The sequence below is a fragment of the Streptomyces sp. C10-9-1 genome, from assembly GCF_024497955.1.
Classification (GTDB): domain Bacteria; phylum Actinomycetota; class Actinomycetes; order Streptomycetales; family Streptomycetaceae; genus Streptomyces; species Streptomyces sanyensis.
Genome location: NZ_JANHKP010000012.1, coordinates 35,975 through 57,520, shown reverse-complemented (window position 1 = coordinate 57,520; position 21,546 = coordinate 35,975). Strand labels below are relative to the sequence as shown.

Here is a 21,546-nt window from a genome sequence, read left to right as displayed (position 1 = left end):
GGGTGCCCTCGGCCCCGCCTGCGCGGCTCAGTAGGGTTCGGCGCATGACACCGGAACTGCGCCGGACCCTGGGGGTCTTCGACGCCGTCGTGATCGGTCTGGGCTCGATGGTCGGCGCGGGCATCTTCGCGGCGCTCGGCCCGGCGGCCGCCGCGGGCGGGTCCTGGCTGCTCGTCGCGCTGGCCCTGGCCGCCGCGGTGGCCTACTGCAACGCGATGTCCTCGGCCCGGCTGGCGGCGCTGTACCCCTCGTCGGGGGGCACCTACGTCTACGGCCGGGAGCGGCTGGGCGACTTCTGGGGCTATCTGGCGGGGTGGGCCTTCGTCGTCGGCAAGACGGCGTCGTGCGCCGCGATGGCGCTGACGGTGGGCAGCTACGCATGGCCGGAGCACTCCCGTGCCGTGGCGGTGGCCGCGGTGGTGGTGCTGACGGCGGTCGACTACGGGGGTGTGCGGAAGTCGGCGCTGGTGACCCGGGTGATCGTCGCCGTGGTGCTGGCCGTGCTGGCCGCGCTCGCGGTGACGCTCGCGGTCTCGGACGCCGCGGACCCGGCGCGGCTGGCCCCGGGGGGCGCCACGGGTCCCGGCGGCGTGCTGCAGGCGGCCGGCCTGCTGTTCTTCGCCTTCGCCGGGTACGCGCGGATCGCCACCCTGGGCGAGGAGGTGCGCGACCCGGCGCGGACCATCCCGCGGGCGGTGCCGCTGGCGCTCGGAGCGGCGCTCGCCGTCTACGCCGCGGTCGCCGCGGCGGCGCTCGCCGTGCTGGGGGCGGCCGGGCTGGGAGCGGCCGAGGCCCCGCTGGCCGCCGCGGCCGAGGCGGCCGGGGCGGATTGGCTGGGGCCGGTGGTCCGCGCGGCCGCGGTGGTGGCCGCGCTGGGGTCGCTGCTGGCACTGATCCTCGGGGTGTCCCGGACGACGCTGGCGATGGCCCGGGACGGGCACCTGCCCAGGGGCCTTTCCGCGGTCCATCCGCGCTTCCGGGTGCCGCACCGCGCGGGGCTGGCCGTGGGGGCGGTGGTCGCGGTCGTGGCGGCCACGGTCGACGTGCGCGGGGCGATCGGCTTCTCCTCCTTCGGGGTGCTGGTCTACTACGCGGTGGCCAACGCCTCGGCCTGGACGCTTCCGTCCCGGGCGGCGCGGGTCACCGCCGGGTGCGGGCTGACCGGGTGCCTGGTGCTGGCGCTGTCGCTGCCCGCGGTGTCGGCGATCGCGGGCACGGGGGTGCTGGCCGTGGGCGCGGTGCTGTACGCGCTGCGGCGACGGCACGACGGCGGGGGCGGCGCCTCCGCCTGAGGGCCTCGGCGGGCACCGGGGGCCGGGGCACCGCGGGGCCTCAGTAGCGCCGCCCGGCGAACGGCTCGTCCGTCCGGACGATCTCCCTCCCCAGCGGCATCAGCGACACCGGGATGAGCTTGAAGTTGGCGATGCCGAAGGGGATGCCGATGATCGTCACGCAGAGCGCGATGCCCGCGGCGATGTGCCCGAGGGCGAGCCACCACCCCGCCAGCAGGATCCAGAGCACGTTCCCGATCAGGGACGGTGCTCCCGCGTCGTGCCGGTCGACGACCCGGTACCCGAAGGGCCACAGGGCGTAGACGCCGATCCGGAAGGCCGCGATGCCGAAGGGGATGCCGATGATGGTGATGCAGAGGATGAGCCCTGCCACCAGGTAGCCCAGGAACAGCCAGAAGCCGCTCAGGAACAGCCATATGACATTCAGAAGTGTCTTCATGGGCGGTGACCTGCCATCTGCTCTAGTCGTGCGATGCGTTCCGCCATCGGCGGGTGGGTGGAGAACATCCTGGAGAGGCCGCGCCCGGGGGCGAAGGGGTGGGCGATCATCATGTGGCTCGCCGTCTCCAGCCGGGGCTCCGGTGGCAGCGGGAGCTGCCTGGTGCCCGCCTCCAGCTTGCGCAGGGCGCTGGCCAGGGCGAGCGGGTCGCCGGTGAGGTGCGCTCCGGAGGCGTCGGCCTCGTACTCGCGCGAGCGGCTGACCGCGAGTTGGATGACGGAGGCGGCCAGCGGGCCGAGGATCATGATGAGCAGGAGGCCGAAGAGGCCCGGGCCGTCGTCGTCGCTGGAGCGGCCGACGGGGATCAGCCAGGCGAAGTTGACCAGGAACATCACCACCGAGGCGAGGGCTCCCGCGACGGAGGAGATGAGGATGTCCCGGTTGTGGACGTGGCTGAGCTCGTGGCCGATGACGCCGCGCAGTTCCCGCTCGTCGAGGAGCGCGAGGATGCCCTCGGTGCAGCACACCGCGGCGTTGCGCGGGTTGCGGCCGGTGGCGAAGGCGTTCGGCGCCTGGGTCGGGGAGATGTAGAGCCGGGGCATGGGCTGGCGGGCGGCCGTGGAGAGCTCCCGGACCATGCGGTAGAGCGCCGGGGCCTCGAACTCGCTCACCGGCCGGGCCCGCATGGCCCGCAGTGCGAGCTTGTCGCTGTTGACATAGGCGTAGGCGTTGGTGCCGACGGCGACGACGAGCGCGACGACCAGCCCCGTACGGCCGAAGAAGCTGCCGATGACGAGGATCAGTGCGGACAGGCCCCCGAGGAGTACGGCGGTCTTCAGCCCGTTGTGCCGGCGGTGCACGGTACGCCCTCCAAGTGGTGCGGCAGGGGAACCCTTTTGCCTGGTGGTGCTCCACCCTCCAGTGGACCCTTCTGTTCTGGTCAACGCCAGGCGGGGGACGCTGGTTCCCCGTGTCACCGGGCCGCGGCCGGCGCCGTCCGGGTGACGCCGCCCCCGGCGCGGGGGGTCCGCGAAGCGGGGGCGGGGGCGGGATCCGGCGGCCCCGGGCGGGGTCAGAAGAGGGTGGTCGCCGCGAACCGCAGCACCGGCTGGGGCCAGCCGGAGAGGACCACGGCCGCCGCCGCGGTCACCGCGACGGCGACCGCCGCCGGGGCGGGCCGGGGACGCCGCGAGGGGACGGGCCGGTCCCCCTCGGCGGACACCGGCGCCCCGGAGTCCCCGGCCGCGTCGGGGGCGCGGAAGAGGAGCGCCGTCCAGCGCAGGTAGTAGTAGAGGGCCACCACGACGTTGACGGCCATGACGACGGCCAGCCAGCCGAGGCCCGCGTCGACCGCCGCCGAGAAGACGGCCACCTTGGCGAACAGGCCGATGACGCCCGGGGGCAGTCCGGCCAGGCAGAGCAGGAAGAAGCCCAGGGCCAGGGCGGCGAGCGGACGGGTCGCGTACAGGCCCCGGTAGTCGGCGATCCGGTTGGCCGGTCGGGTGCGGGCGACGAGCGCCGCGACCGAGAACGCCCCGAGGTTCACCACCGCGTACATCAGCGCGTAGGCGACGGTGGCGCCGATCCGGTCGCCCCCGGCGTACGCGGCGGCGGCGATCGGCACGAGCAGGTAGCCGGCCTGCCCGACGGAGGACCAGGCGAGCAGGCGGACGGCGCCCCCGGCGCGGGTGGCCGACTGGCGCAGGGCGGCGACGTTGCCCGCGGTCATGGTCAGGGCCGCCAGGACCGCCAGTACGGGCCCCCACACCCGGGCGTGGCCGGGGAAGGCGACGACGGTCACCAGGATCAGGCCGGTGAAGCCGACCGCCTTGCCCACCACGGAGAGGTAGCCCGCCACGGGCAGCGGGGCCCCGGCGTAGGTGTCGGGGACCCAGAAGTGGAAGGGAACGGCGGCGGTCTTGAAGGCGAAGCCCACCAGGGTCAGGGCCACTCCGGTGGTGGCCAGGGTGTCGAGGGGGGCGGGTACCTCCGCCAGTCCGGCGGCCACCCGGGTGAGGTGCAGGGTGCCGGTGGAGGCGTAGACGAAGCTGACGCCGAGGAGCGTCACGGCCGTCGCGGTGACGGAGGAGAGGAAGAACTTCAGCGCCGCCTCGCTGGACCTCCGGTCGCCCCGGCGCAGTCCCACGAGCGCGAACGCGGGCAGCGAGGCGACCTCCAGGGCGACGACGAGGGTGGCGAGGTCGCGGGAGGCGGGCAGCAGGGCGGCGCCCGCGGCCGAGGCCAGCAGCAGGAACCAGTACTCGCCCGCGGGCAGCTCGCGGCGGGTGTCGGTGAGGGAGAGGACGGCCGTCAGCAGGGCGCCGCCCAGGACCAGGAACTGGATGACGAGGGTGAAGTGGTCCGCGGTGTAGCTGCACGCGGTCGCGTCGGTGGTCAGGCAGAACGTGGAGCGGTCACCGGCGCGCAGCGGGATCAGGGCCAGCAGCGCGGCGGCGAGTCCGGCGATCGCCGTGGCGCCGAGGAGCGGCTTGCGGCGCTCCTCGGTGAACAGGTCCGCGACGAGGACCGCCAGGGCGGCCACCGCGGTGAGGGTGGGCGGGGCGATGGCCTGCCAGTCGACCGACTGGACGAGGCCGGCGGCTGCCGGGTTCACGACCTGCCTCCTGCGAGGAGCTGCTGCACGGCCGGGTCGGTGAGCCCGAGGAGGACCGCGGGCCAGAGTCCGGCGAGGACGGTGAGGGCGACGAGCGGCGTCCAGGCGGCCGCCTCGTGGCCGCGGAGGTCGGCGAGGGTGCCGGGCGGCTCCGGGGGGCCGGCGGCCCCGGCCGGGCCCGGGCGACCGGGGGCCGCGGCCTCCGCGGGGGCGCCGGGCACCGGCGCGGTGGCGCCCATGCACACGCGCCGCACCACGACGAGGAGGTACGCGGCGGTCAGCAGGGTGCCGAAGGCCGCCACGGACAGGAAGACGAGGAAGGCGGGCCGGTTCAGGCCCTCGGCGGGGTCGAAGGCCCCGAACATCGCGAGCATCTCCCCCCAGAACCCGGCGAGCCCGGGCAGGCCCAGGGAGGCGACGGCGGCGAAGGCGAGCAGCCCCCCGAGCCGGGGCGCCCGCCCGTAGAGCGCGGCGCCGCCCGCTCCGGCGAGGGTGTCGAGGTCGGCGGTGCCGTAGCGCTCCTTGACGGCGCCGACGAGGAAGAAGAGCAGACCGGTGATCAGCCCGTGGGCGACGTTGGCGAACAGGGCGCCGTTGACCCCGGTCGGGGTCATGCTGGCGATGCCGAGCAGGACGAAGCCCATGTGGCCGACGGAGGAGTAGGCGATCAGGCGCTTCAGGTCGCCGCCCGAGCCCCGCCGGGCCAGGGAGAGGCAGGCGAGGGACCCGTAGACGATGCCCACGGCGGCGAAGCCGGCCAGGTAGGGAGCGAGGACCTGCATGCCGTGCGGGGTGATCGGCAGCACGATCCGGACGAGGCCGTAGGTGCCCATCTTGAGCAGGACGCCCGCCAGCAGGACCGAGCCGACGGTGGGCGCGGCGGTGTGGGCGTCGGGCAGCCAGGTGTGCAGCGGCCACATCGGGGTCTTGACCGCGAGGCCGAGACCGATGGCCAGGGCGGCGGTGACCTGCACGGTGGCCGTCAGCCCGCCACCCTCGCCCGCGGCGAGGGCGACCATGTCGAAGGTGCCGGCCTGGAGGCCGACCAGCAGCAGGCCCAGCAGCATCACCACGGAGCCGAGGAGCGTGTAGAGGATGAACTTCCACGCGGCGGCCCGCCGTCCGGCGCCGCCCCAGCGGGCGATGAGGAAGTACATCGGGATGAGGACCGTCTCGAAGGCCAGGAAGAACAGGACCAGGTCCAGGACGGCGAAGGTCGCCAGGGTGCCGGACGCGAGGACGAGGAGCAGGGCGGTGAATGCCCTGGCCGAGTGGCCGCCCGCGGGGGCGCCGGAGCCGGAGCGCCGGGTGGCGTAGCTGTGCAGTGCGCAGAGGAAGGTCAGCAGGGAGGTCAGCACGATCAGCGGGAGCGAGATGCCGTCCACGCCGAGGTGGATCCGCACGTCGAGGGCGGGGATCCAGCTGAGGTCGGTGGTGGCCTGCATCCGCGAGGGGTCGTCGTGGTCGAAGCCGGCCGCCAGGACGAGGGAGGCGAGCAGCACGGCGCCGGTGACGGTCACCCCGTGGCGCAGCACGGCCTGGTCGGGTCCGGTGCCGCGCAGGCCGGGCGGGGCGGGCAGCAGGGCCGCGGCGGCACCGACGAGCGGGGCGGCGACGATGAAGACGAGGAGGAGCCGCATCACGGACTCGCTGATGTCGATCACGGCTCAGGACCCCGCGTTCGTGTGGGACAGGACGACGGCGAGCACGGCCACGGCGACCGAGCCGGCGAGGAGTGCGCCGAGGTAGGTCTGCACGTTGCCGGTCTGGGCCCGGCGGACGGCGGCGCCGAGCAGCCGGGCGCCGGTGCCCGAGCCGCGGACGTAGGCGTCGACGACCTCGCGGTCCAGGAAGGACACGAGCCGCGCGCCGGCCCGGACGGGCCGCACGAACAGGGCCGAGTACAGGGCGTCGACGCGGAAGCCCTCGGCGGCGGACCGGTGGAGCGGGCCGAGCAGCAGCCGACCGGGGTCGGTGGGGTCGGCGGCCGCGGAGACGGCGGGCGCCTCGCCCGGGTGCGCCGTGACGGCTCCGGCCGGGGGGCGGGCCGCGGGCGCGGTGGCGTGGCGCCAGGCCGCGTAGGTGACGAGGCCGCCGACGAGGGCCGCGCCGGTGCCGAGGACGGCGGTGGTCAGGGTGGGGGTCAGGGCGCGGCCGTCGAACCACTCGGGGAGGGCGCCGTAGGCGAGCCCGAAGGCGAGCGAGGGCACGGCGAGCACCCACAGGACGGAGGTCATGGCGAGCGGCTGGCGCCCGTGGTCGGGGGCCTCGGCTCCCCGTCCGCGGAAGGTGCGCAGCCACAGCCGGGCCGCGTAGGCGGCGGTGAGCAGGGCGGTGGCCAGGCCCGCCACGAGGACCGTCCAGCCCGCCGCCGCGGGCACCGCGCCCGAGCCGTCGAGGGCGGCGTGCTCGGCGGCCACCAGCACGGCCTCCTTGGAGAAGAAGCCGGCGAAGGGCGGGATCGCGGCGAGGGCGAGCAGCGCGACGGTCATCGTCCAGAAGGCGTCGGGCACGCGCCGCGCCAGGCCGCTCATCCGGCTCATGGCGGCCAGCGAGTTGGTGCCCGCCGCGTGGATGACGACACCGGCGGCGAGGAAGAGCACCGCCTTGAAGGCGCCGTGGGAGAGCAGGTGGAAGACGGCCGCACCGCGGTCGCCGACGGCCAGGGCGCCGGTCATGTAGCCGAGCTGGCCGATGGTCGAGTAGGCGAGCACCCGTTTGATGTCGTCCTGGGCGAGGGCGGCGAGCCCGGAGCCGACCATGGTCACGGCGGCCATCGCGGCCAGCACGGTCATCGCGGCGGCGGAGGCGGCGAACAGCGGGAGCAGGCGGGCGACGAGGTAGACGCCCGCGGCCACCATGGTGGCCGCGTGGATGAGCGCGGAGACGGGTGTGGGGCCCGCCATGGCGTCGGGCAGCCAGGTGTGCAGCGGGAACTGCGCCGACTTGCCCGCGACGCCCGCGAGGAGCAGCAGCGCGACGAGCGTCGGGTGCTCGATCGTGCCCGCGGCCACGGCGCCGAGCACCCCGGTGATGCGGAAGGTCCCGGCGGCGGAGGCGAGGGCGAACAGGCCGATCAGGAAGGGCACGTCGCCGAGCTTGGTGACGAGGAAGGCCTTCAGGGAGGCGGCGCGGGCCTCGGGCGTCTCCCAGTAGTGGCCGACGAGGAAGTAGGAGCAGATGCCCATGACCTCCCAGCCGACCAGCAGCACCATCAGGTCGCCGGAGTAGACGACCAGCAGCATCGCCGAGGTGAACAGGGAGACGAGCGCGGCGTAGGAGGGGTAGCGGGGGTCGTCGCGGAGGTAGGCGGTGGAGTAGATCTGCACGCAGGCGGCCACCACGCCGACCAGGACGGCGACGAGCGCGGCGAAGCCGTCGACGTACAGGGCGAGGTCGACGGGGACCGAGCCGGTCGGGGTGAGTTCGGTGGACGCCTCCACGGCGGGCCCGCCGCCCTGGCGGACGGCCACCGCGACGGCGAGCCCGGCGGCGGCGAGGGTCGGCAGGACCGCCAGCGGGCGGACGAACCCGGGCGCGGTGCGGCCGAGCAGCAGGCCCGCCGCGGCGCCCAGGAAGGGCAGGAGGGGGACGAGGACGGCGAGGGTCGTGGTGGTCACGCGGCGGCCTCGGCCTTCTCCTCGCGGTCCGCGGGCGCGGTCGGGCGGTCCGGTCCGCCGCCGGGCCCGTCGTCGCCGGGCCGCTCGGCGGTGTCGCGCAGGCGGTCGACGTCGGAGGTGCCGCGGTTGCGGTAGACCATCAGCACGATCGCCAGGCCGATGCCGATCTCGGCGGCGGCGATCGCGATGGTGAACAGGGTCAGGGCCTGCCCGGCGTGCAGGGTGTCGCGGAGCCAGACGTCGAAGGCGACCAGGTTGAGGTTGACGGCGTTGAGCATCAGCTCGACGGACATCAGGACCAGGATCGCGTTGCGGCGGGCGAGCACGCCGTACAGGCCGATGCAGAACAGCAGCACGGCGAGGACGGCGGGATAGGCGAGATGCATCAGCGCGTCCCCTCGGGGTCCTCGGTGCCGTCGGCCCCCCGGGAGCCGGGGGCCGCCGTGTCCCCGGTGGCCCGGGGGTCCTTGCGGGAGAGCACGATCGCCCCGACGAGGGCGGCGAGCAGCAGCACCGAGAGGGCCTCGAAGGGCAGCACCCAGTGCCGGAAGAGCATGTCGCCGGTGACCCGGGTGGAGCCCTGGACGGGTCCGTCCAGATCGATCCAGGCGGTGCGGAAGGCGTCGAGGACGACCCAGCCGAGGGTGGCGGCGGCGAGCCCGGCCACGCCGAGGGCGATCCACCGGTTGCCGGAGTCCGCGTCCGGGGAGGGCCCGATGGGCGCCTTGGTCAGCATCAGCCCGAACAGCAGCAGCACGACCACGGAGCCGACGTAGATCAGCACCTGCACCCAGGCGATGAACTCGGCCGTGAGCAGCAGGTACTCGACGGCCACGCCGCCGAGGGCGACGACCAGCCAGAGGGCGGCGTGCACCAGCCGGCGGGTGGTGACGGAGACGAGCGCGGCGCCGAGGGTGGCGAGGCCGACCAGGACGAAGGCGACCTCGACGCCCGTAGGGGAGAGGAACCCCTGGGGGGCGGCGGGCGTCATGCCGGTCCCTCCCCGCCCTGGCGGTCGCCGCCGCCGGTGCCGTCGGCCTCGGCGGCGGGCCCGGAGGGCTCGTCGGCCCGGGCCGCCGCCGCGGCCTCGGCGGCTTCGAGCTTCTCGGCGGCCTTGCGGGCGGCGGCGAGCTCCTTGGGCTCCTCGGCCCGCGGGTCGAGCGGCGGCGGCGCGGGCACCGTCCACATCCACTCCCGGAGCTTGTCCCGCTCGTGGGTGAGTTCGTGGATGTCGGTCTCCGCGTACTCGAACTCGGGCGACCAGAACAGCGCGTCGAAGGGGCAGACCTCGATGCAGATGCCGCAGTACATGCAGAGCGAGAAGTCGATGGCGAAGCGGTCCAGCACGTTGCGGCTGCGTTCGCGGCCGCCGGGGGCCGCGGGCGGCACGGTCTCCTTGTGGGAGTCGATGTAGATGCACCAGTCCGGGCACTCGCGGGCGCACAGCATGCAGACCGTGCAGTTCTCCTCGAACAGTCCGATGACCCCGCGGGTGCGGGGCGGCAGGTCGGGGAGGACGTCCGGGTACCGGGCGGTGACGGATCTCCTCGTCATCGTCCGCAGGGTGACGGCCAGGCCCTTGGCGAGGCCGGATCCGGGGATCGGGGACACGGCTAGAGCACCACCTTGACGACGCCGGTGAGGGCGATCTGGGCGAGGGCGAGGGGGACGAGGACGGTCCAGGCGAGCCGCTGGAGCTGGTCCTCGCGCATCCGGGGGTAGGAGACCCGCAGCCAGATGACGACGAAGGCGAGCACCGCGGTCTTCAGCAGGGTCCAGAGCCAGCCGAGGCCGTCGGCGCCCAGCGGTCCGTGCCAGCCGCCGAGGAAGAGGACCGTGGTGAGGCCGCAGAGCACCACGATGCCCGCGTACTCGGCGAGCAGGAACAGCGCGAAGCGCATTCCGGTGTACTCGGTGTAGGCGCCGAAGATGATCTCGGAGTCGGCGACCGGCATGTCGAAGGGCGGCCGCTGGAGTTCGGCGAGTCCGGCGACGAAGAAGACGACGGCCCCGACGATCTGCCAGGGCAGCCACCACCACTCGAAGGCGTCGAGGATGCCCGTGAGGGAGACGGTGCCCGCGGCCATCGCGACGGAGGCGGCGGCCAGCAGCATCGGCAGCTCGTAGGAGAGCAGTTGGGCCGCGGTGCGCAGCCCGCCGAGGAGGGAGAACTTGTTGGCCGAGGCCCAGCCCGCCATGAGGGAGCCGAGTACGCCGACGCCCATCACGGCGAGGACGAAGAAGACGCCCGCGTCCACGACCTGCCCGACCGTGTCCGGTCCGACGGGGATCGCGAGGAGCACGAGGAGGTAGGGCAGGAGGGCGACGGCGGGAGCGAGGCGGAAGACGCGGCGGTCGGCCTCGGCCGGGACCACGTCCTCCTTCTGCGCGAACTTCACGCCGTCGGCGACGAGCTGCGCCCAGCCGTGGAAGCCGCCCGCGTACATGGGGCCGAGCCGGCCCTGCATATGGGCCATCACCTTGTGCTCGGTCTGCCCGACGACGAGCGGGAGGACCAGGAACGCGGCGAAGACGGCGAGGAGCCGGAGGGCGACGTCGAGCACGTCGTTCACGCGGGGTCGCCTCCGGTCGGTCGGTCGGTCCCGGGCCCGTCGGTGGCCTCGGGTGCGTGCTCTTCGGGCCGGTCGGTCCCGGGTGCGCCGGTGTCCGGGGCCGTGCGGCCGCCGGTGCCGGAGGGCGGCTCGCCCTGCGCACCGGGGCCGGCGTCGTCGAAGGCCGGGCGGGCGTGGTGCCAGGGGGCGTCCGCGCTGCGGGGCGCCTGCGGGGCGGTGCCGGCGTCGTCCGGGCCGGTGCCGGGCGCGGGGGGCGCGGACTGCGAGGCGGAACCCTCGGCGGCGCTGCGGTTGCGGCGGGGGCGGGACGCGGGGGGCGCGGGCTGCGAGGCCGAGCCCTCGGCGGCGCTGCGGTTGCGGCGGGGCGGGCGCTCCCCCGCCGCCGGGGCGTCGGAGGCGGTCCCGGGCTCCGGGGACGCGGCGGTCCCGGCCGCCTGGGAGGCCGAGCCCCCCGACGCGCTGCGGGTGCGGCGCACGGGCCGCTCCCCCGCGGCGGCACCGCGCGCGGCCCGGGCGGGACGCGCCGGAGCAGGCGGGAGCTGGCCCTTCAGCGGTCCCCACTCGTTGGGGTCGGGCACCCCGGGGGGCAGCATCTGGCGGCGCTTGGGGCCCCCGTGCTCCGACTCCCCCGGTTCCTTGGCGCCCGGCCACGCCTTGGCGACCCGGGCGGCGAGCACGAAGTCCTTGCGCAGGGGGTGGCCCTCGAACCCCTCGGGCAGCAGCAGCGGGTGCAGGTGCGGGTGGCCGGTGAAGTCCACTCCGAACATCTCGTGGGTCTCGCGCTCGTGCCAGTCGGCACCGGCGTACACGTCCACGGCGGTCGGCAGCGAGGGGGCGTCGTGCGGCACGGTGGTGCGCAGCAGCAGCCGGCGGACGGTGCCCCGGCCGAGGGCCGCGACGTGCGCGCAGACCCGGAAGCCGGTGCCCGGCTCGTCGACGGCGCTCAGCCAGTCGAAGAAGGTGCAGCCGAGGGTGGAGCGGGCGGTCCGAAGGGCGCGGAGCCACTCCTGCGGGGGGACGTCCACCGTGAGCAGGTCGTGGCTGCGCTCGGCGGTGGCCCCGGGGCCGAAGAGCTCGGCCGCCGCCTCGGGCAGACGGTCGTAGGCGTTCACCGGCCGTCCCCTCCTTCCGGTCCGGGGCCCGGCTCGGGCGCCGGGGGCGGGGGCGGGGCGGCCAGGCCGCTGCGCAGGGCCTCCGTCGAGGGACGCGTCCCGCCGTGTCCGTAGCGCTCCCCCAGCGACTCGCGTGCGATCTTCTCCTGGAGCTTGAGGATGCCCTGGAGCAGGGCCTCGGGCCGGGGCGGGCAGCCGGGCACGTACACGTCGACGGGGATGATCTGGTCGACGCCCTTGGTCACCGCGTAGGAGTCCCAGTAGGGACCGCCGCAGTTGGAGCAGGCGCCGAAGGAGATCACGTACTTCGGCTCAGGCATCTGTTCGTACAGGCGCTTGACCGCCGGGGCCATCTTGTCCGTGACGGTGCCGGAGACGATCATCAGGTCCGCCTGCCGGGGGCCGGGCGCGAAGGGGATCACGCCGAGCCGGATGAAGTCGTGGCGCGCCATGGAGGCGGCGATGAACTCGATGGCGCAGCAGGCGAGTCCGAAGTTGAAGACCCACAGGCTGTAGCGGCGCCCCCAGTTGAGGACCACCTTCATCGGTTCCGGAGCGAGGCGCGAGAGCACGCCGAGCCGCTGGGGCTCGGGCAGGTCCACCGGGTTCACGCCCATGTCAGGACGCCCTTCTTGTACGCGTAGAGCAGTCCCACGGCCAGGAAGCCGAGGAAGACGAACATCTCGACGAGCGTCGTGGCGCCGTATCCGTCGGCGGCGAAGACGGTCGCCCAGGGGAAGAGGAAGATCGAGTCCACGGCGAAGATCACGTAGAGGAAGGCGTAGACGTAGTAGCGCACCTGGGTGTGGGCCCAGCCCTCGCCCACCGGGTCCACGCCGCACTCGTAGGTGAGCAGCTTCTCCGGGGTGGGCACGGCGGGCCGCAGCAGCCGCCCGGCGGTGAAGGCCACGGCCACGAAGAGCACGCCGGCCGCCGCGAGCAGGCCGACGACCGTGTAGCCGCGGAAGTACTCCGCCGCGAGTGGGACCACGCTCGTCTCCGGCACGTCCGCCCTCGCTCCCTGTCGCCTCGGTGTTCCGGGCCCCGGGCCGGTCCGCTCCGGGGCTGCCGCGCCCCGCACCGCCCGCGTGCGGCCGGAGCGCCGCCTCCGTCCGGCGCCGCCCGGCGCCTCTCGTACGCACGGGAGTCTAAGCCCTGTCCCGCGATCCCCCACGGGCCCGCGGCGAGGGCCCGCGGCAGCCCGCCGCGTTGGCCGGACCGGCCGCGCCCACGCGGCGCAGGAGCCGACCTCCGCCGCGCGGCGCCCCGCATCCGGCGCGGGCACGGCCCGGGACCGCACGGGGTGGGCCGCCGGGTCCGGGCCGGCGCCGGGTGGGGTTATCCCCACTCCACCCCACCTACGGACCCCATGGCGTCCGGGGCCCGGTCCGTGCAGGCTGGGCGCATGACCGTGAGCAAGATCGCCTCAAGGGCCGCGAAGGGGCCCGCCTCCGCACCGGTGGACGGGTACGCACCCGGCGAGGACGCCCCGCCGCCCGTGCGCCACGTCCTCGACCGCCGCACGTTCCGGGAGCTGTCGTTCCTCCTGCTCGACCTGCCCGCCGGCCTGCTGGGGTTCGTCTACGCCGTGGTCACCGTGTCCGTCGGCGCCGGGCTGTCGGTCACCGTGGTGGGGCTGCCGCTGCTGGCCGGGGGGCTGGCGGGGGCCCGGCTGCTGGGGCGGCTGGAGCGCGGCCGGGCACGGGCGCTGCTCGGTGTGCGCATCGAGGAGCCCAGTCCGCTGCCGGGCGGGGGCGGGCTGCTGCCGTGGGTCTGGAGGCGGCTGAGGGATCCGGTCGCCTGGCGCACGGTGCTCTACGCGTTCGTGCGCCTGCCGTGGGCGGTGGCCGTGTTCGCGGTGATGCTGACCTCCTCGCTGGTGCTGTTCCCGCTGGTGCCGTACCTGGCGCGCGCGCTGGCGAACGCCGACCGGGCCATGGTGCGCGGGCTGCTCTCCCCGTCGGACGAACTGGAGCGGCGGATCGCCGAGTTGGAGTCGGGCCGCGGGGTGGTGGTGGACTCGGCCGCGGCCGACCTGCGCCGCATCGAGCGCGACCTCCACGACGGCGCGCAGGCCCGGCTGGTGGCCCTCGCCATGGGCCTCGGGCTGGCGAAGGAGAAGCTGCTGGAGGACCCGGACGCGGCCGCCGCCATGGTGGACGAGGCCCACGGCGAGGTGAAGCTGGCCCTGAAGGAGCTGCGCGACCTCGCCCGCGGCATCCACCCGGCCGTCCTCACCGACCGGGGCCTGGACGCGGCCCTGTCCTCCCTCGCCTCCCGCTGCACGGCGCCGGTCGCGGTCACGGTGGACCTGTCCTCGCGTCCCGCCCAGGCCATCGAGGGGATCGCCTACTTCACCGTCTCCGAACTGCTCCAGAACGTCAGCAAGCACGCGGGGGCCACCCGGGTCACGGTGGACGTGTGGCGGGCGGACCGGCGGCTGCTCATCCAGGTCGTCGACGACGGCAGGGGCGGCGCCCGGCTGGACGGCGGGACCGGCATGGCGGGGCTGGCGGAGCGGCTGGGGGCCGTGGACGGGCTGTTCGCCCTGGACTCCCCGGTCGGCGGTCCGACGACGGTGACCGCGGAGCTGCCCTGGCGCGAGCGCGGCTGAGCGGCGACGAAGCGCGCGGGGCGGGCCGGGCGGACCGGCCCGCCCCCGCGGCGCGCCGCCGGGTGCTCCGCGGGGTCCGGCCCCGGCCCCCGCCCGTAGGGCCGCCGGCACCGGTTTTCCGGGGGCACCGGGGTGGGGAAAACCCCCGGAGAAGACGGCGACCGCCCTCATGGCCCCGGCGGTCCGCGATCCGGAGGCTGGAACCATGACAGCCCGCCTCGCAGAACGGACGCCGCCGATGGCCACGGACCGCAGCCCCGACCCCGCACCCCCGCGCCCGGCGCAGGAACTGGCCGCCGTACTGCGCGCGCCGTTCACGGGCCGCACCTGGCGGGAGTTCGGCTGGATCCTGCTCGGCCTTCCGCTGAGCGCCGTGCTGTTCTCGCTCGCGGTGTCCCTGGTCTCCGCCGGGGCGGGGCTGCTGGTCACCTTCCTCGGCGTGCCGCTGCTGGCCGGGACCTTCGCCGTGCTGCGCGCCGCGGGCGCCGTGGAGCGGGCACGGGCCCGGGCCCTGCTGGGGGTGGAGGTGCCCGCCCCGGAGCCGGTGCGCGTCCGGCGGCGCGGCTTCCTGGCGTGGGTCGGCGGGATGCTGAAGAGCGGGGCCTCCTGGCGCCACCTGCTGTACGCGGTGCTGCACTTCCCGTGGGCCGTCTTCACGTTCTCCCTGCTCGTCACGGTCTGGGCGTCCGGGTGGGCGCTGCTCGCCTACCCGCTGTGGCACTGGGTGTTCCCGGCGTTCACGGGCCAGGAGGGCCTGCAGCTCTACGACGACGGAACCGGCGGCCACTACCTGGACACCCCTCTGGAGATCGCGGGCACGAGCGTCGTCGGACTGCTGCTGACCCTGGCCGCGCCGTACCTCGCCCGGGGGCTGAACCAGGTGGACCGGCTGATGGTGACCGGTCTCCTCGGCCCGTCCCGGCTGGCCAGCCGCGTGGTGGAGCTGGAGTCGGACCGCGGGGTGGTGGTGGACACGGCCGCGGCCGACCTCCGGCGCATCGAGCGCGACCTCCACGACGGCGCGCAGGCCCGCCTGGTGGCCCTCGCGATGGACCTCGGGCTGGCGAAGGAGAAGCTCGCGGAGGACCCCCGGGCCGCCGCGGCCATGGTGGACGAGGCGCACGCGGAGGTGAAGGTGGCCCTGAAGGAGCTGCGCGACCTCGCCCGCGGCATCCACCCGGCCGTCCTCACCGACCGGGGGCTCGACGCGGCCCTGTCCTCCCTCGCCTCCCGCTGCACCGTCCCGGTGGCGGTGGAGGTCGACCTGGACCGGCGCCCGGCGGCGGCCATCGAGGGGATCGCCTACTTCACCGTCTCCGAACTGCTCCAGAACGTCGGCAAGCACGCCCGCGCGAGCGTCGCGTCCGTGGACGTCTGGCGTGCGGAGGACCGCCTGATGCTGCGGGTGGCGGACGACGGGCGCGGCGGTGCGGACCCGGCGGCGGGCAGCGGCCTGGCCGGACTGGCGGAGCGGCTGGCCGCGGTGGACGGGATCCTCGCCGTGGACTCCCCCGCGGGCGGCCCCACCGCGGTGGTCGCCGAACTGCCCTGGCGCGACTGACCCGGCCCCTCTCCCGCCGCCCCCGGGGCCGGGGGTGAGCGCGCCCCGGCGCACGCGCCACTCAACTCCGCCGCGCCCGCGCGCGTCCCCTGGTGGGGCGGCCTTGCGCGCTCCCCCGCGGATTCGCGCGGGCCGTGCCCGTCCGGCGCCCTTACCTGGGATGCTGTACGCGGCACACGGGCGGACACGGGACGAGTGGGGGCACGGGGCTGTGGAGGACAGGGTGCGGGTGGTCATCGCCGAGGATTCCGTGCTGCTGCGGGAGGGCCTGACCCGGCTGCTGACCGACCGCGGCCACGAGGTCGTGGCGGGGGTGGGGGACGCGGAGGCGCTGCTGAAGACCGTCGCGGAGCTCGCCTCCGGTGACGCGCTGCCCGACGTGGTGGTGGCCGACGTGCGGATGCCGCCCACCCACACGGACGAAGGGGTCCGCGCCGCGGTGCGGTTGCGCCGCGAGCACCCGGGGATCGGTGTGCTGGTGCTCTCGCAGTACGTCGAGGAGCGGTACGCGACCGAGCTGCTGGCCGGCAGCAGCCGCGGCGTCGGCTACCTGCTGAAGGACCGGGTCGCCGAGGTGCGGGAGTTCGTGGACGCCGTGGTGCGGGTCGCCCGGGGCGGCACGGCGCTGGACCCGGAGGTGGTGGCCCAGCTGCTCGGGCGCAGCCGCAAGCAGGACGTGCTCGCCCGGCTCACACCGCGGGAGCGGGAGGTCCTCGGGCTGATGGCCGAGGGGCGCACCAACTCGGCGATCGCCCGGCAACTCGTGGTGAGCGACGGGGCCGTGGAGAAGCACGTGAGCAACATCTTCCTGAAGCTGGGGCTGTCCCCCAGCGACGGCGACCACCGGCGGGTCCTCGCGGTGCTGGCCTACCTCGACTCGTGAGGCGTCCGGCACCCCGCGCCCGAGCGGGACCCGGCGGGGCGGCGCGGCAGGGAAAGAACGGACGGGGGCCGGTGGTGCATGACAAAACCGGTCGCCACGGCGTCTCATTAGGTTCATCCGACACGTGAGCGGTCCCGGGAGGGCGCCCCTGCCGTCGTAGGGTTGCCAGTAGGGCGGCCGGTCGACCGGCCGCGTCCCGGGGAGCCGCCTCGACGAGGGAGGTCCAGTTCAGTGACCAGCCAGGTCAGTAGCCCGGCAGGACAGGCCGGCGAGGCCGGCGGGGCCCAGCACGCCCAGGAGCCCCAGGAAGCCGTCGTCGGCGAGCAACGCAGACCCGGCGACGGGAAGGAGGTCCGCCGGCTGGACCGGGTGATCATCCGCTTCGCGGGTGACTCCGGTGACGGCATGCAGCTGACAGGCGACCGTTTCACCTCGGAGACGGCGTCCTTCGGCAACGACCTGTCGACGCTGCCGAACTTCCCCGCCGAGATCCGCGCCCCCGCGGGGACACTGCCGGGCGTGTCGAGTTTCCAGCTCCACTTCGCGGACCACGACATCCTCACCCCGGGTGACGCCCCGAACGTGCTGGTCGCGATGAACCCGGCGGCGCTGAAGGCGAACATCGCCGACGTCCCGCGCGGCGGCGAGATCATCGTGAACACCGACGAGTTCGCCAAGCGGGCCATGGCCAAGGTGGGGTACGAGACCTCGCCGCTCCAGGACGGCTCGCTGGACGCCTACCGGGTGCACGAGGTGCCCCTGACGACGCTGACCATCGAGGCGTTGAAGGAGTTCGGCCTGTCCCGCAAGGAGGCCGGGCGGAGCAAGAACATGTTCGCGCTGGGCCTGCTGTCGTGGATGTACCACCGGCCGACCGAGGGCACCGAGCGCTTCCTGCGGCGCAAGTTCGCGAAGTCCCCGGCCATCGCCGAGGCCAACATCGCCGCCTTCCGGGCGGGCTGGAACTTCGGCGAGACGACCGAGGACTTCGCGGTGTCCTACGAGGTCGCCCCCGCGAGCAGCGCCTTCCCGCCGGGCACCTACCGCAACATCTCGGGGAACCTCGCCCTGTCGTACGGGCTGATCGCGGCGGCGCGCCAGTCGGACCTGCCCCTCTACCTGGGCTCGTACCCGATCACCCCGGCCTCGGACATCCTGCACGAGCTGTCCCGCCACAAGAACTTCGGGGTGCGCACCTTCCAGGCGGAGGACGAGATCGCGGGGATCGGCGCCGCGCTGGGCGCGGCGTTCGGCGGCTCGCTGGCGGTGACGACCACCTCCGGTCCGGGGGTGGCGCTCAAGAGCGAGACGATCGGGCTCGCGGTCTCGCTGGAGCTTCCGCTGCTCGTCGTGGACATCCAGCGCGGCGGGCCGTCGACCGGCCTCCCCACCAAGACGGAGCAGGCCGACCTGCTCCAGGCGATGTACGGGCGCAACGGCGAGGCCCCCGTCCCGGTGGTCGCCCCGCGCACCCCGGCGGACTGCTTCGACGCCGCGCTGGACGCCGCACGGATCGCGCTCGCGTACCGCACCCCGGTGTTCCTGCTGTCGGACGGCTACCTGGCCAACGGCTCCGAGCCCTGGCGGATCCCCGAGCTCGACGAGCTGCCCGATCTGCGGGTGCAGTTCGCGGGCGGCCCCAACCACGAACTGGCCGACGGCACCGAGGTGTTCTGGCCGTACAAGCGCGACCCGCACACCCTGGCCCGGCCGTGGGCGGTCCCCGGGACGCCCGGCCTGGAGCACCGGATCGGCGGCATCGAGAAGCAGGACGGCACGGGCAACATCTCCTACGACCCGGCCAACCACGACTTCATGGTCCGCACCCGGCAGGCCAAGGTGGACGGCATCGCCGTCCCCGAGGTCGAGGTCGACGACCCGGACGGCGCACGCGCCCTGGTGCTGGGCTGGGGGTCGACGTACGGGCCGATCACGGCGGCGGTGCGGCGGCTGCGGGCGGCCGGGGTGCCGATCGCCCAGGCCCATCTGCGGCATCTGAACCCCTTCCCGGCGAACCTGGGCGAGGTCCTGCGGAGCTACGACCGGGTCGTGGTGCCGGAGATGAACCTCGGCCAGCTCGCCACGCTGATCAGGGCCCGGTACCTGGTCGACGCGCACAGCCACACCCAGGTGAACGGCATGCCGTTCAAGGCGGAGCAGCTCGCCACGGCTCTCAAGGAGGCCATCGATGACTGAGGCGCTGTCGCTGGTGCCCAAGGCCGAGGCACAGCAGTCCATGAAGGACTTCAAGTCCGACCAGGAGGTGCGCTGGTGCCCCGGCTGCGGGGACTACGCGATCCTGGCGGCCGTGCAGGGCTTCATGCCGGAGCTGGGCCTGGCGCGGGAGAACATCGTCTTCGTCTCGGGCATCGGCTGCTCCTCGCGCTTCCCGTACTACATGGACACCTACGGGATGCACTCCATCCACGGCCGCGCCCCGGCCATCGCGACGGGGCTGGCCTCCTCCCGGCAGGACCTGTCGGTGTGGGTGGTGACGGGGGACGGCGACGCGCTCTCGATCGGCGGGAACCACCTGATCCACGCGCTGCGCCGGAACGTGAACCTGAAGATCCTGCTGTTCAACAACCGGATCTACGGGCTCACCAAGGGCCAGTACTCCCCCACCTCGGAGCTCGGCAAGGTCACCAAGTCGACACCGATGGGCTCGCTGGACGCGCCCTTCAACCCGGTCTCGCTCGCCCTGGGGGCGGAGGCGGGCTTCGTGGCCCGCACCGTCGACTCCGACCGCAAGCACCTGACGGAGGTGCTGCGCCAGGCGGCGGCGCATCCGGGCACGGCGCTGGTGGAGATCTACCAGAACTGCAACATCTTCAACGACGGGGCCTTCGACGTCCTGAAGGACAAGGCACAGGCCGAGGAGGCCGTCATCCGCCTGGAGCACGGCGAGCCGATCCGCTTCGGCGCCGGCCTCGCCAAGGGCGTGGTGCGCGACCCGGGGACCGGGGACCTGCACGTGGTCGACGTGACCCCGGAGAACGAGTCGGCGGTGCTCGTCCACGACGCGCACGCGGCCAGCCCGACCACGGCCTTCGCGCTCTCCCGGCTGGCCGACCCCGACACCCTGCACCACACCCCGATCGGTGTGCTGCGCAGTGTGCGCCGCCCCGTCTACGACACGCTCATGGCGGAGCAGCTGGAAGCGGCCGTCGAGCAGCAGGGCAAGGGCGACCTGGGCACGCTGCTGGCGGGCGGCGACACCTGGACGGTCGTCGGCTGACGCCCCGGGCCCCGGAGCCGGGGCACGGGAGGAAGGGCCGGCGCCCCGCGGGGCGCCGGCCCTTCCGGCTGCCGGGGCGCGGCCCGTGACGGGCCGCTCCGGCTCAGGCGCCCCCGGCCGGGGGCGCCTGGCGCAGCTTCTCCTCGTCGTAGGCGGCGCGCGCGGCCTCGACCTCGGCGACGCTGCGCTCGGTCCACCGGGCCAGCTCCCACACCTGCGCCGCGGCCTGCCGGCCGAGGGGGGTGAGCGAGTACTCCACGCGCGGCGGGATCACGGGCCAGGCCTCGCGGTGGACCAGGCCGTCCCGCTCCAGCGTCCGCAGGGTCTGGGCCAGCATCTTCTCGGTGACGCCGCCGATCCCGCGGCGCAGCTCGCTGAAGCGGTGGGTGCGCTCCAGCAGCAGCGCGAGCACCAGCACCCCCCAGCGGCTGGTCACGTGCTCCAGGATCGCCCGGGACGGGCACAGCTCGCGGTTCACATCGGGCGCGGGGCCCTCGTCGGCACGTACGGACATGCCAGTACCTTACTTCAAAGTGGGTACTTACGAATAGTTAGTGCCTTTCCTAGGGTGGTCCCCGAACCGCCGGAGCGCCCACGCGGCGGGCCCGGCACCCCCACCCCGAGGAGAACGTCATGAGCATCGTCGTCACCGGCGCCACCGGAGCACTCGGCCGCCTGGTCGTCGAGGAGCTGCTGCGCACCGTCCCCGCCGCTTCGGTCGCCGCGGCCGTACGCGACACCTCGAAGGCCGCGGACCTCGCCGCACGCGGCGTCGAGGTCCGCCGGGCCGACTACGACCGGCCGGAGACCGTCGCCGCCGCCCTGCGCCCCGGGGACCGCGTCCTGCTGGTCTCCGGCAGCGAGGTGGGCCGGCGCGTCCCGCAGCACACGGCCGTCGTCGAGGCGGCCCGGGCGGCGGGCGTGGCACAGCTCGCCTACACCGGCATCCTGGGCGGCCCGGAGGCCGACTTCGACCTGGCCGCGGAGCACACCGAGACCGAGCGGCTGATCCTGGCGTCGGGGCTGCCCCACACCTTCCTGCGCAACGGCTGGTACACGGAGAACTACACCGCGCACCTGGCACAGGCACGGGAGCACGGCGCGGTCATCGGCAGCACCCGGGGCGGCAGGATCGCCTCCGCGGCGCGCGCCGACTACGCGGCGGCCGCGGCCGCCGTGCTGACGCAGGACGGGCACCTGGGCCGGGCGTACGAGCTGAGCGGCGACACCGCCTGGTCGCTGGCGGAGTACGCCGCCGAGCTCTCCCGGCAGACCGGGCGCACCGTCGTCCACACCGAGCTCACGCCGGAGGCGCATCTGGCCGCGCTCACCGGCGCGGGCGTGCCCGAGCCCTTCGCACGCCTGCTGGTGGACGTGGACGACGCCATCGGGCGCGGCCGGCTCGCGGGGCGCAGCGGGGACCTCGCCCGGCTCGCCGGACGGCCGACCACCCCCCTGGCGGACTCGGTCGCGGCGGCACTGAAGGACGCCTGACGGATGCCTGGCAGACGCCTGACCAGGGCTTACGGGGGCACCGCCCCGGACCTGCCCGACGAGGTCCGACCCCACCCGGCGCCCCTCGTCGGAGCTTCAACAATCC

Annotated in this window: 20 protein-coding genes; 7 read left to right on the top strand and 13 right to left on the bottom strand. The window is 74.8% G+C overall.

The genetic code is table 11. From position 1 onward, the window contains the following. The first annotated feature begins 44 nt into the window (after window positions 1-44). Window positions 45-1,292 (top strand): APC family permease, encoded by a 1,248-nt coding sequence (locus tag NPS70_RS18425; RefSeq protein WP_256525406.1) that lies wholly within the window; start codon window positions 45-47, stop codon window positions 1,290-1,292. Window positions 1,293-1,332: 40 nt separating this feature from the next. Here the strand turns inward: NPS70_RS18425 and NPS70_RS18420 are convergent, their stop codons facing one another. From NPS70_RS18420 to NPS70_RS18365, 12 genes are all read right to left on the bottom strand, one after another. Next, complete coding sequence (locus tag NPS70_RS18420; RefSeq protein WP_256525405.1) at window positions 1,333-1,731, bottom strand: YccF domain-containing protein; 399 nt, start codon at window positions 1,729-1,731, stop codon at window positions 1,333-1,335. After that, window positions 1,728-2,591: a zinc metalloprotease HtpX gene (htpX, locus tag NPS70_RS18415; RefSeq protein WP_256525404.1), complete on the bottom strand. Its 864-nt coding sequence runs from the start codon at window positions 2,589-2,591 to the stop codon at window positions 1,728-1,730. Before htpX ends, NPS70_RS18420 begins: the two co-directional genes overlap by 4 nt. Window positions 2,592-2,803: 212 nt before the next feature. Further along, window positions 2,804-4,345 carry an NADH-quinone oxidoreductase subunit N gene (locus NPS70_RS18410; protein ID WP_256525403.1) on the bottom strand — a complete coding sequence of 514 codons (1,542 nt, stop codon included), beginning with the start codon at window positions 4,343-4,345 and terminating at the stop codon, window positions 2,804-2,806. Beyond that, window positions 4,342-5,985: a NuoM family protein gene (locus tag NPS70_RS18405; protein ID WP_256525564.1), complete on the bottom strand. Its 1,644-nt coding sequence runs from the start codon at window positions 5,983-5,985 to the stop codon at window positions 4,342-4,344. Before NPS70_RS18405 ends, NPS70_RS18410 begins: the two co-directional genes overlap by 4 nt. Window positions 5,986-6,012: 27 nt before the next feature. After that, window positions 6,013-7,965: an NADH-quinone oxidoreductase subunit L gene (locus tag NPS70_RS18400; protein ID WP_256525402.1), complete on the bottom strand. Its 1,953-nt coding sequence runs from the start codon at window positions 7,963-7,965 to the stop codon at window positions 6,013-6,015. Then, window positions 7,962-8,351 carry an NADH-quinone oxidoreductase subunit NuoK gene (gene nuoK, locus NPS70_RS18395; RefSeq protein ID WP_256525401.1) on the bottom strand — a complete coding sequence of 130 codons (390 nt, stop codon included), beginning with the start codon at window positions 8,349-8,351 and terminating at the stop codon, window positions 7,962-7,964. The genes NPS70_RS18400 and nuoK overlap by 4 nt, the downstream gene beginning before the upstream one ends. Further along, on the bottom strand, window positions 8,351-8,956 hold the full coding sequence (locus NPS70_RS18390; RefSeq protein WP_256525400.1) for an NADH-quinone oxidoreductase subunit J: 606 nt from the start codon (window positions 8,954-8,956) through the stop codon (window positions 8,351-8,353). Before NPS70_RS18390 ends, nuoK begins: the two co-directional genes overlap by 1 nt. Then, window positions 8,953-9,576: an NADH-quinone oxidoreductase subunit I gene (locus NPS70_RS18385; RefSeq protein ID WP_256525399.1), complete on the bottom strand. Its 624-nt coding sequence runs from the start codon at window positions 9,574-9,576 to the stop codon at window positions 8,953-8,955. Before NPS70_RS18385 ends, NPS70_RS18390 begins: the two co-directional genes overlap by 4 nt. A gap of 2 nt (window positions 9,577-9,578) precedes the next feature. Continuing rightward, the gene (locus tag NPS70_RS18380; protein ID WP_256525398.1) at window positions 9,579-10,538 is read right to left on the bottom strand and encodes a complex I subunit 1 family protein; all 960 of its coding nucleotides are present in this window, start codon (window positions 10,536-10,538) and stop codon (window positions 9,579-9,581) included. Beyond that, a complete protein-coding gene (locus NPS70_RS18375; protein WP_256525397.1) occupies window positions 10,535-11,650 on the bottom strand; it encodes an NADH-quinone oxidoreductase subunit C in 1,116 nt (371 codons plus the stop codon). The genes NPS70_RS18380 and NPS70_RS18375 overlap by 4 nt, the downstream gene beginning before the upstream one ends. Then, on the bottom strand, window positions 11,647-12,267 hold the full coding sequence (locus tag NPS70_RS18370; protein ID WP_256525396.1) for an NADH-quinone oxidoreductase subunit B: 621 nt from the start codon (window positions 12,265-12,267) through the stop codon (window positions 11,647-11,649). The genes NPS70_RS18375 and NPS70_RS18370 overlap by 4 nt, the downstream gene beginning before the upstream one ends. Then, entirely contained in the window at window positions 12,258-12,656 is a 399-nt protein-coding gene (locus tag NPS70_RS18365; protein WP_256525395.1) for an NADH-quinone oxidoreductase subunit A, read from the bottom strand. The genes NPS70_RS18370 and NPS70_RS18365 overlap by 10 nt, the downstream gene beginning before the upstream one ends. A gap of 399 nt (window positions 12,657-13,055) precedes the next feature. Between NPS70_RS18365 and NPS70_RS18360 the strand changes: the two genes are divergently transcribed. The 5 genes from NPS70_RS18360 (at window position 13,056) to NPS70_RS18340 (ending at window position 19,946) form a co-directional block, all read left to right on the top strand. After that, window positions 13,056-14,264, top strand: a complete 1,209-nt coding sequence (locus NPS70_RS18360) for a sensor domain-containing protein (RefSeq protein WP_308315026.1) — start codon at window positions 13,056-13,058, stop codon at window positions 14,262-14,264. A gap of 238 nt (window positions 14,265-14,502) precedes the next feature. Then, complete coding sequence (locus tag NPS70_RS18355) at window positions 14,503-15,825, top strand: sensor histidine kinase (protein ID WP_256525563.1); 1,323 nt, start codon at window positions 14,503-14,505, stop codon at window positions 15,823-15,825. A 211-nt stretch (window positions 15,826-16,036) separates the two neighbouring features. Next, complete coding sequence (locus tag NPS70_RS18350) at window positions 16,037-16,708, top strand: response regulator transcription factor (protein ID WP_308315025.1); 672 nt, start codon at window positions 16,037-16,039, stop codon at window positions 16,706-16,708. 231 nt (window positions 16,709-16,939) lie between these two features. Then, window positions 16,940-18,904: a 2-oxoacid:acceptor oxidoreductase subunit alpha gene (locus NPS70_RS18345; RefSeq protein ID WP_256525392.1), complete on the top strand. Its 1,965-nt coding sequence runs from the start codon at window positions 16,940-16,942 to the stop codon at window positions 18,902-18,904. Next, entirely contained in the window at window positions 18,897-19,946 is a 1,050-nt protein-coding gene (locus NPS70_RS18340; RefSeq protein ID WP_256525391.1) for a 2-oxoacid:ferredoxin oxidoreductase subunit beta, read from the top strand. Before NPS70_RS18345 ends, NPS70_RS18340 begins: the two co-directional genes overlap by 8 nt. A 103-nt stretch (window positions 19,947-20,049) precedes the next feature. Here the strand turns inward: NPS70_RS18340 and NPS70_RS18335 are convergent, their stop codons facing one another. After that, the gene (locus NPS70_RS18335; protein WP_256525390.1) at window positions 20,050-20,460 is read right to left on the bottom strand and encodes a helix-turn-helix domain-containing protein; all 411 of its coding nucleotides are present in this window, start codon (window positions 20,458-20,460) and stop codon (window positions 20,050-20,052) included. Between the two features lie 119 nt (window positions 20,461-20,579). On the opposite strand from NPS70_RS18335, the gene NPS70_RS18330 reads away from it, so the two are divergent. Continuing rightward, window positions 20,580-21,440 carry an SDR family oxidoreductase gene (locus tag NPS70_RS18330; RefSeq protein WP_256525389.1) on the top strand — a complete coding sequence of 287 codons (861 nt, stop codon included), beginning with the start codon at window positions 20,580-20,582 and terminating at the stop codon, window positions 21,438-21,440. Window positions 21,441-21,546: the final 106 nt, after the last annotated feature.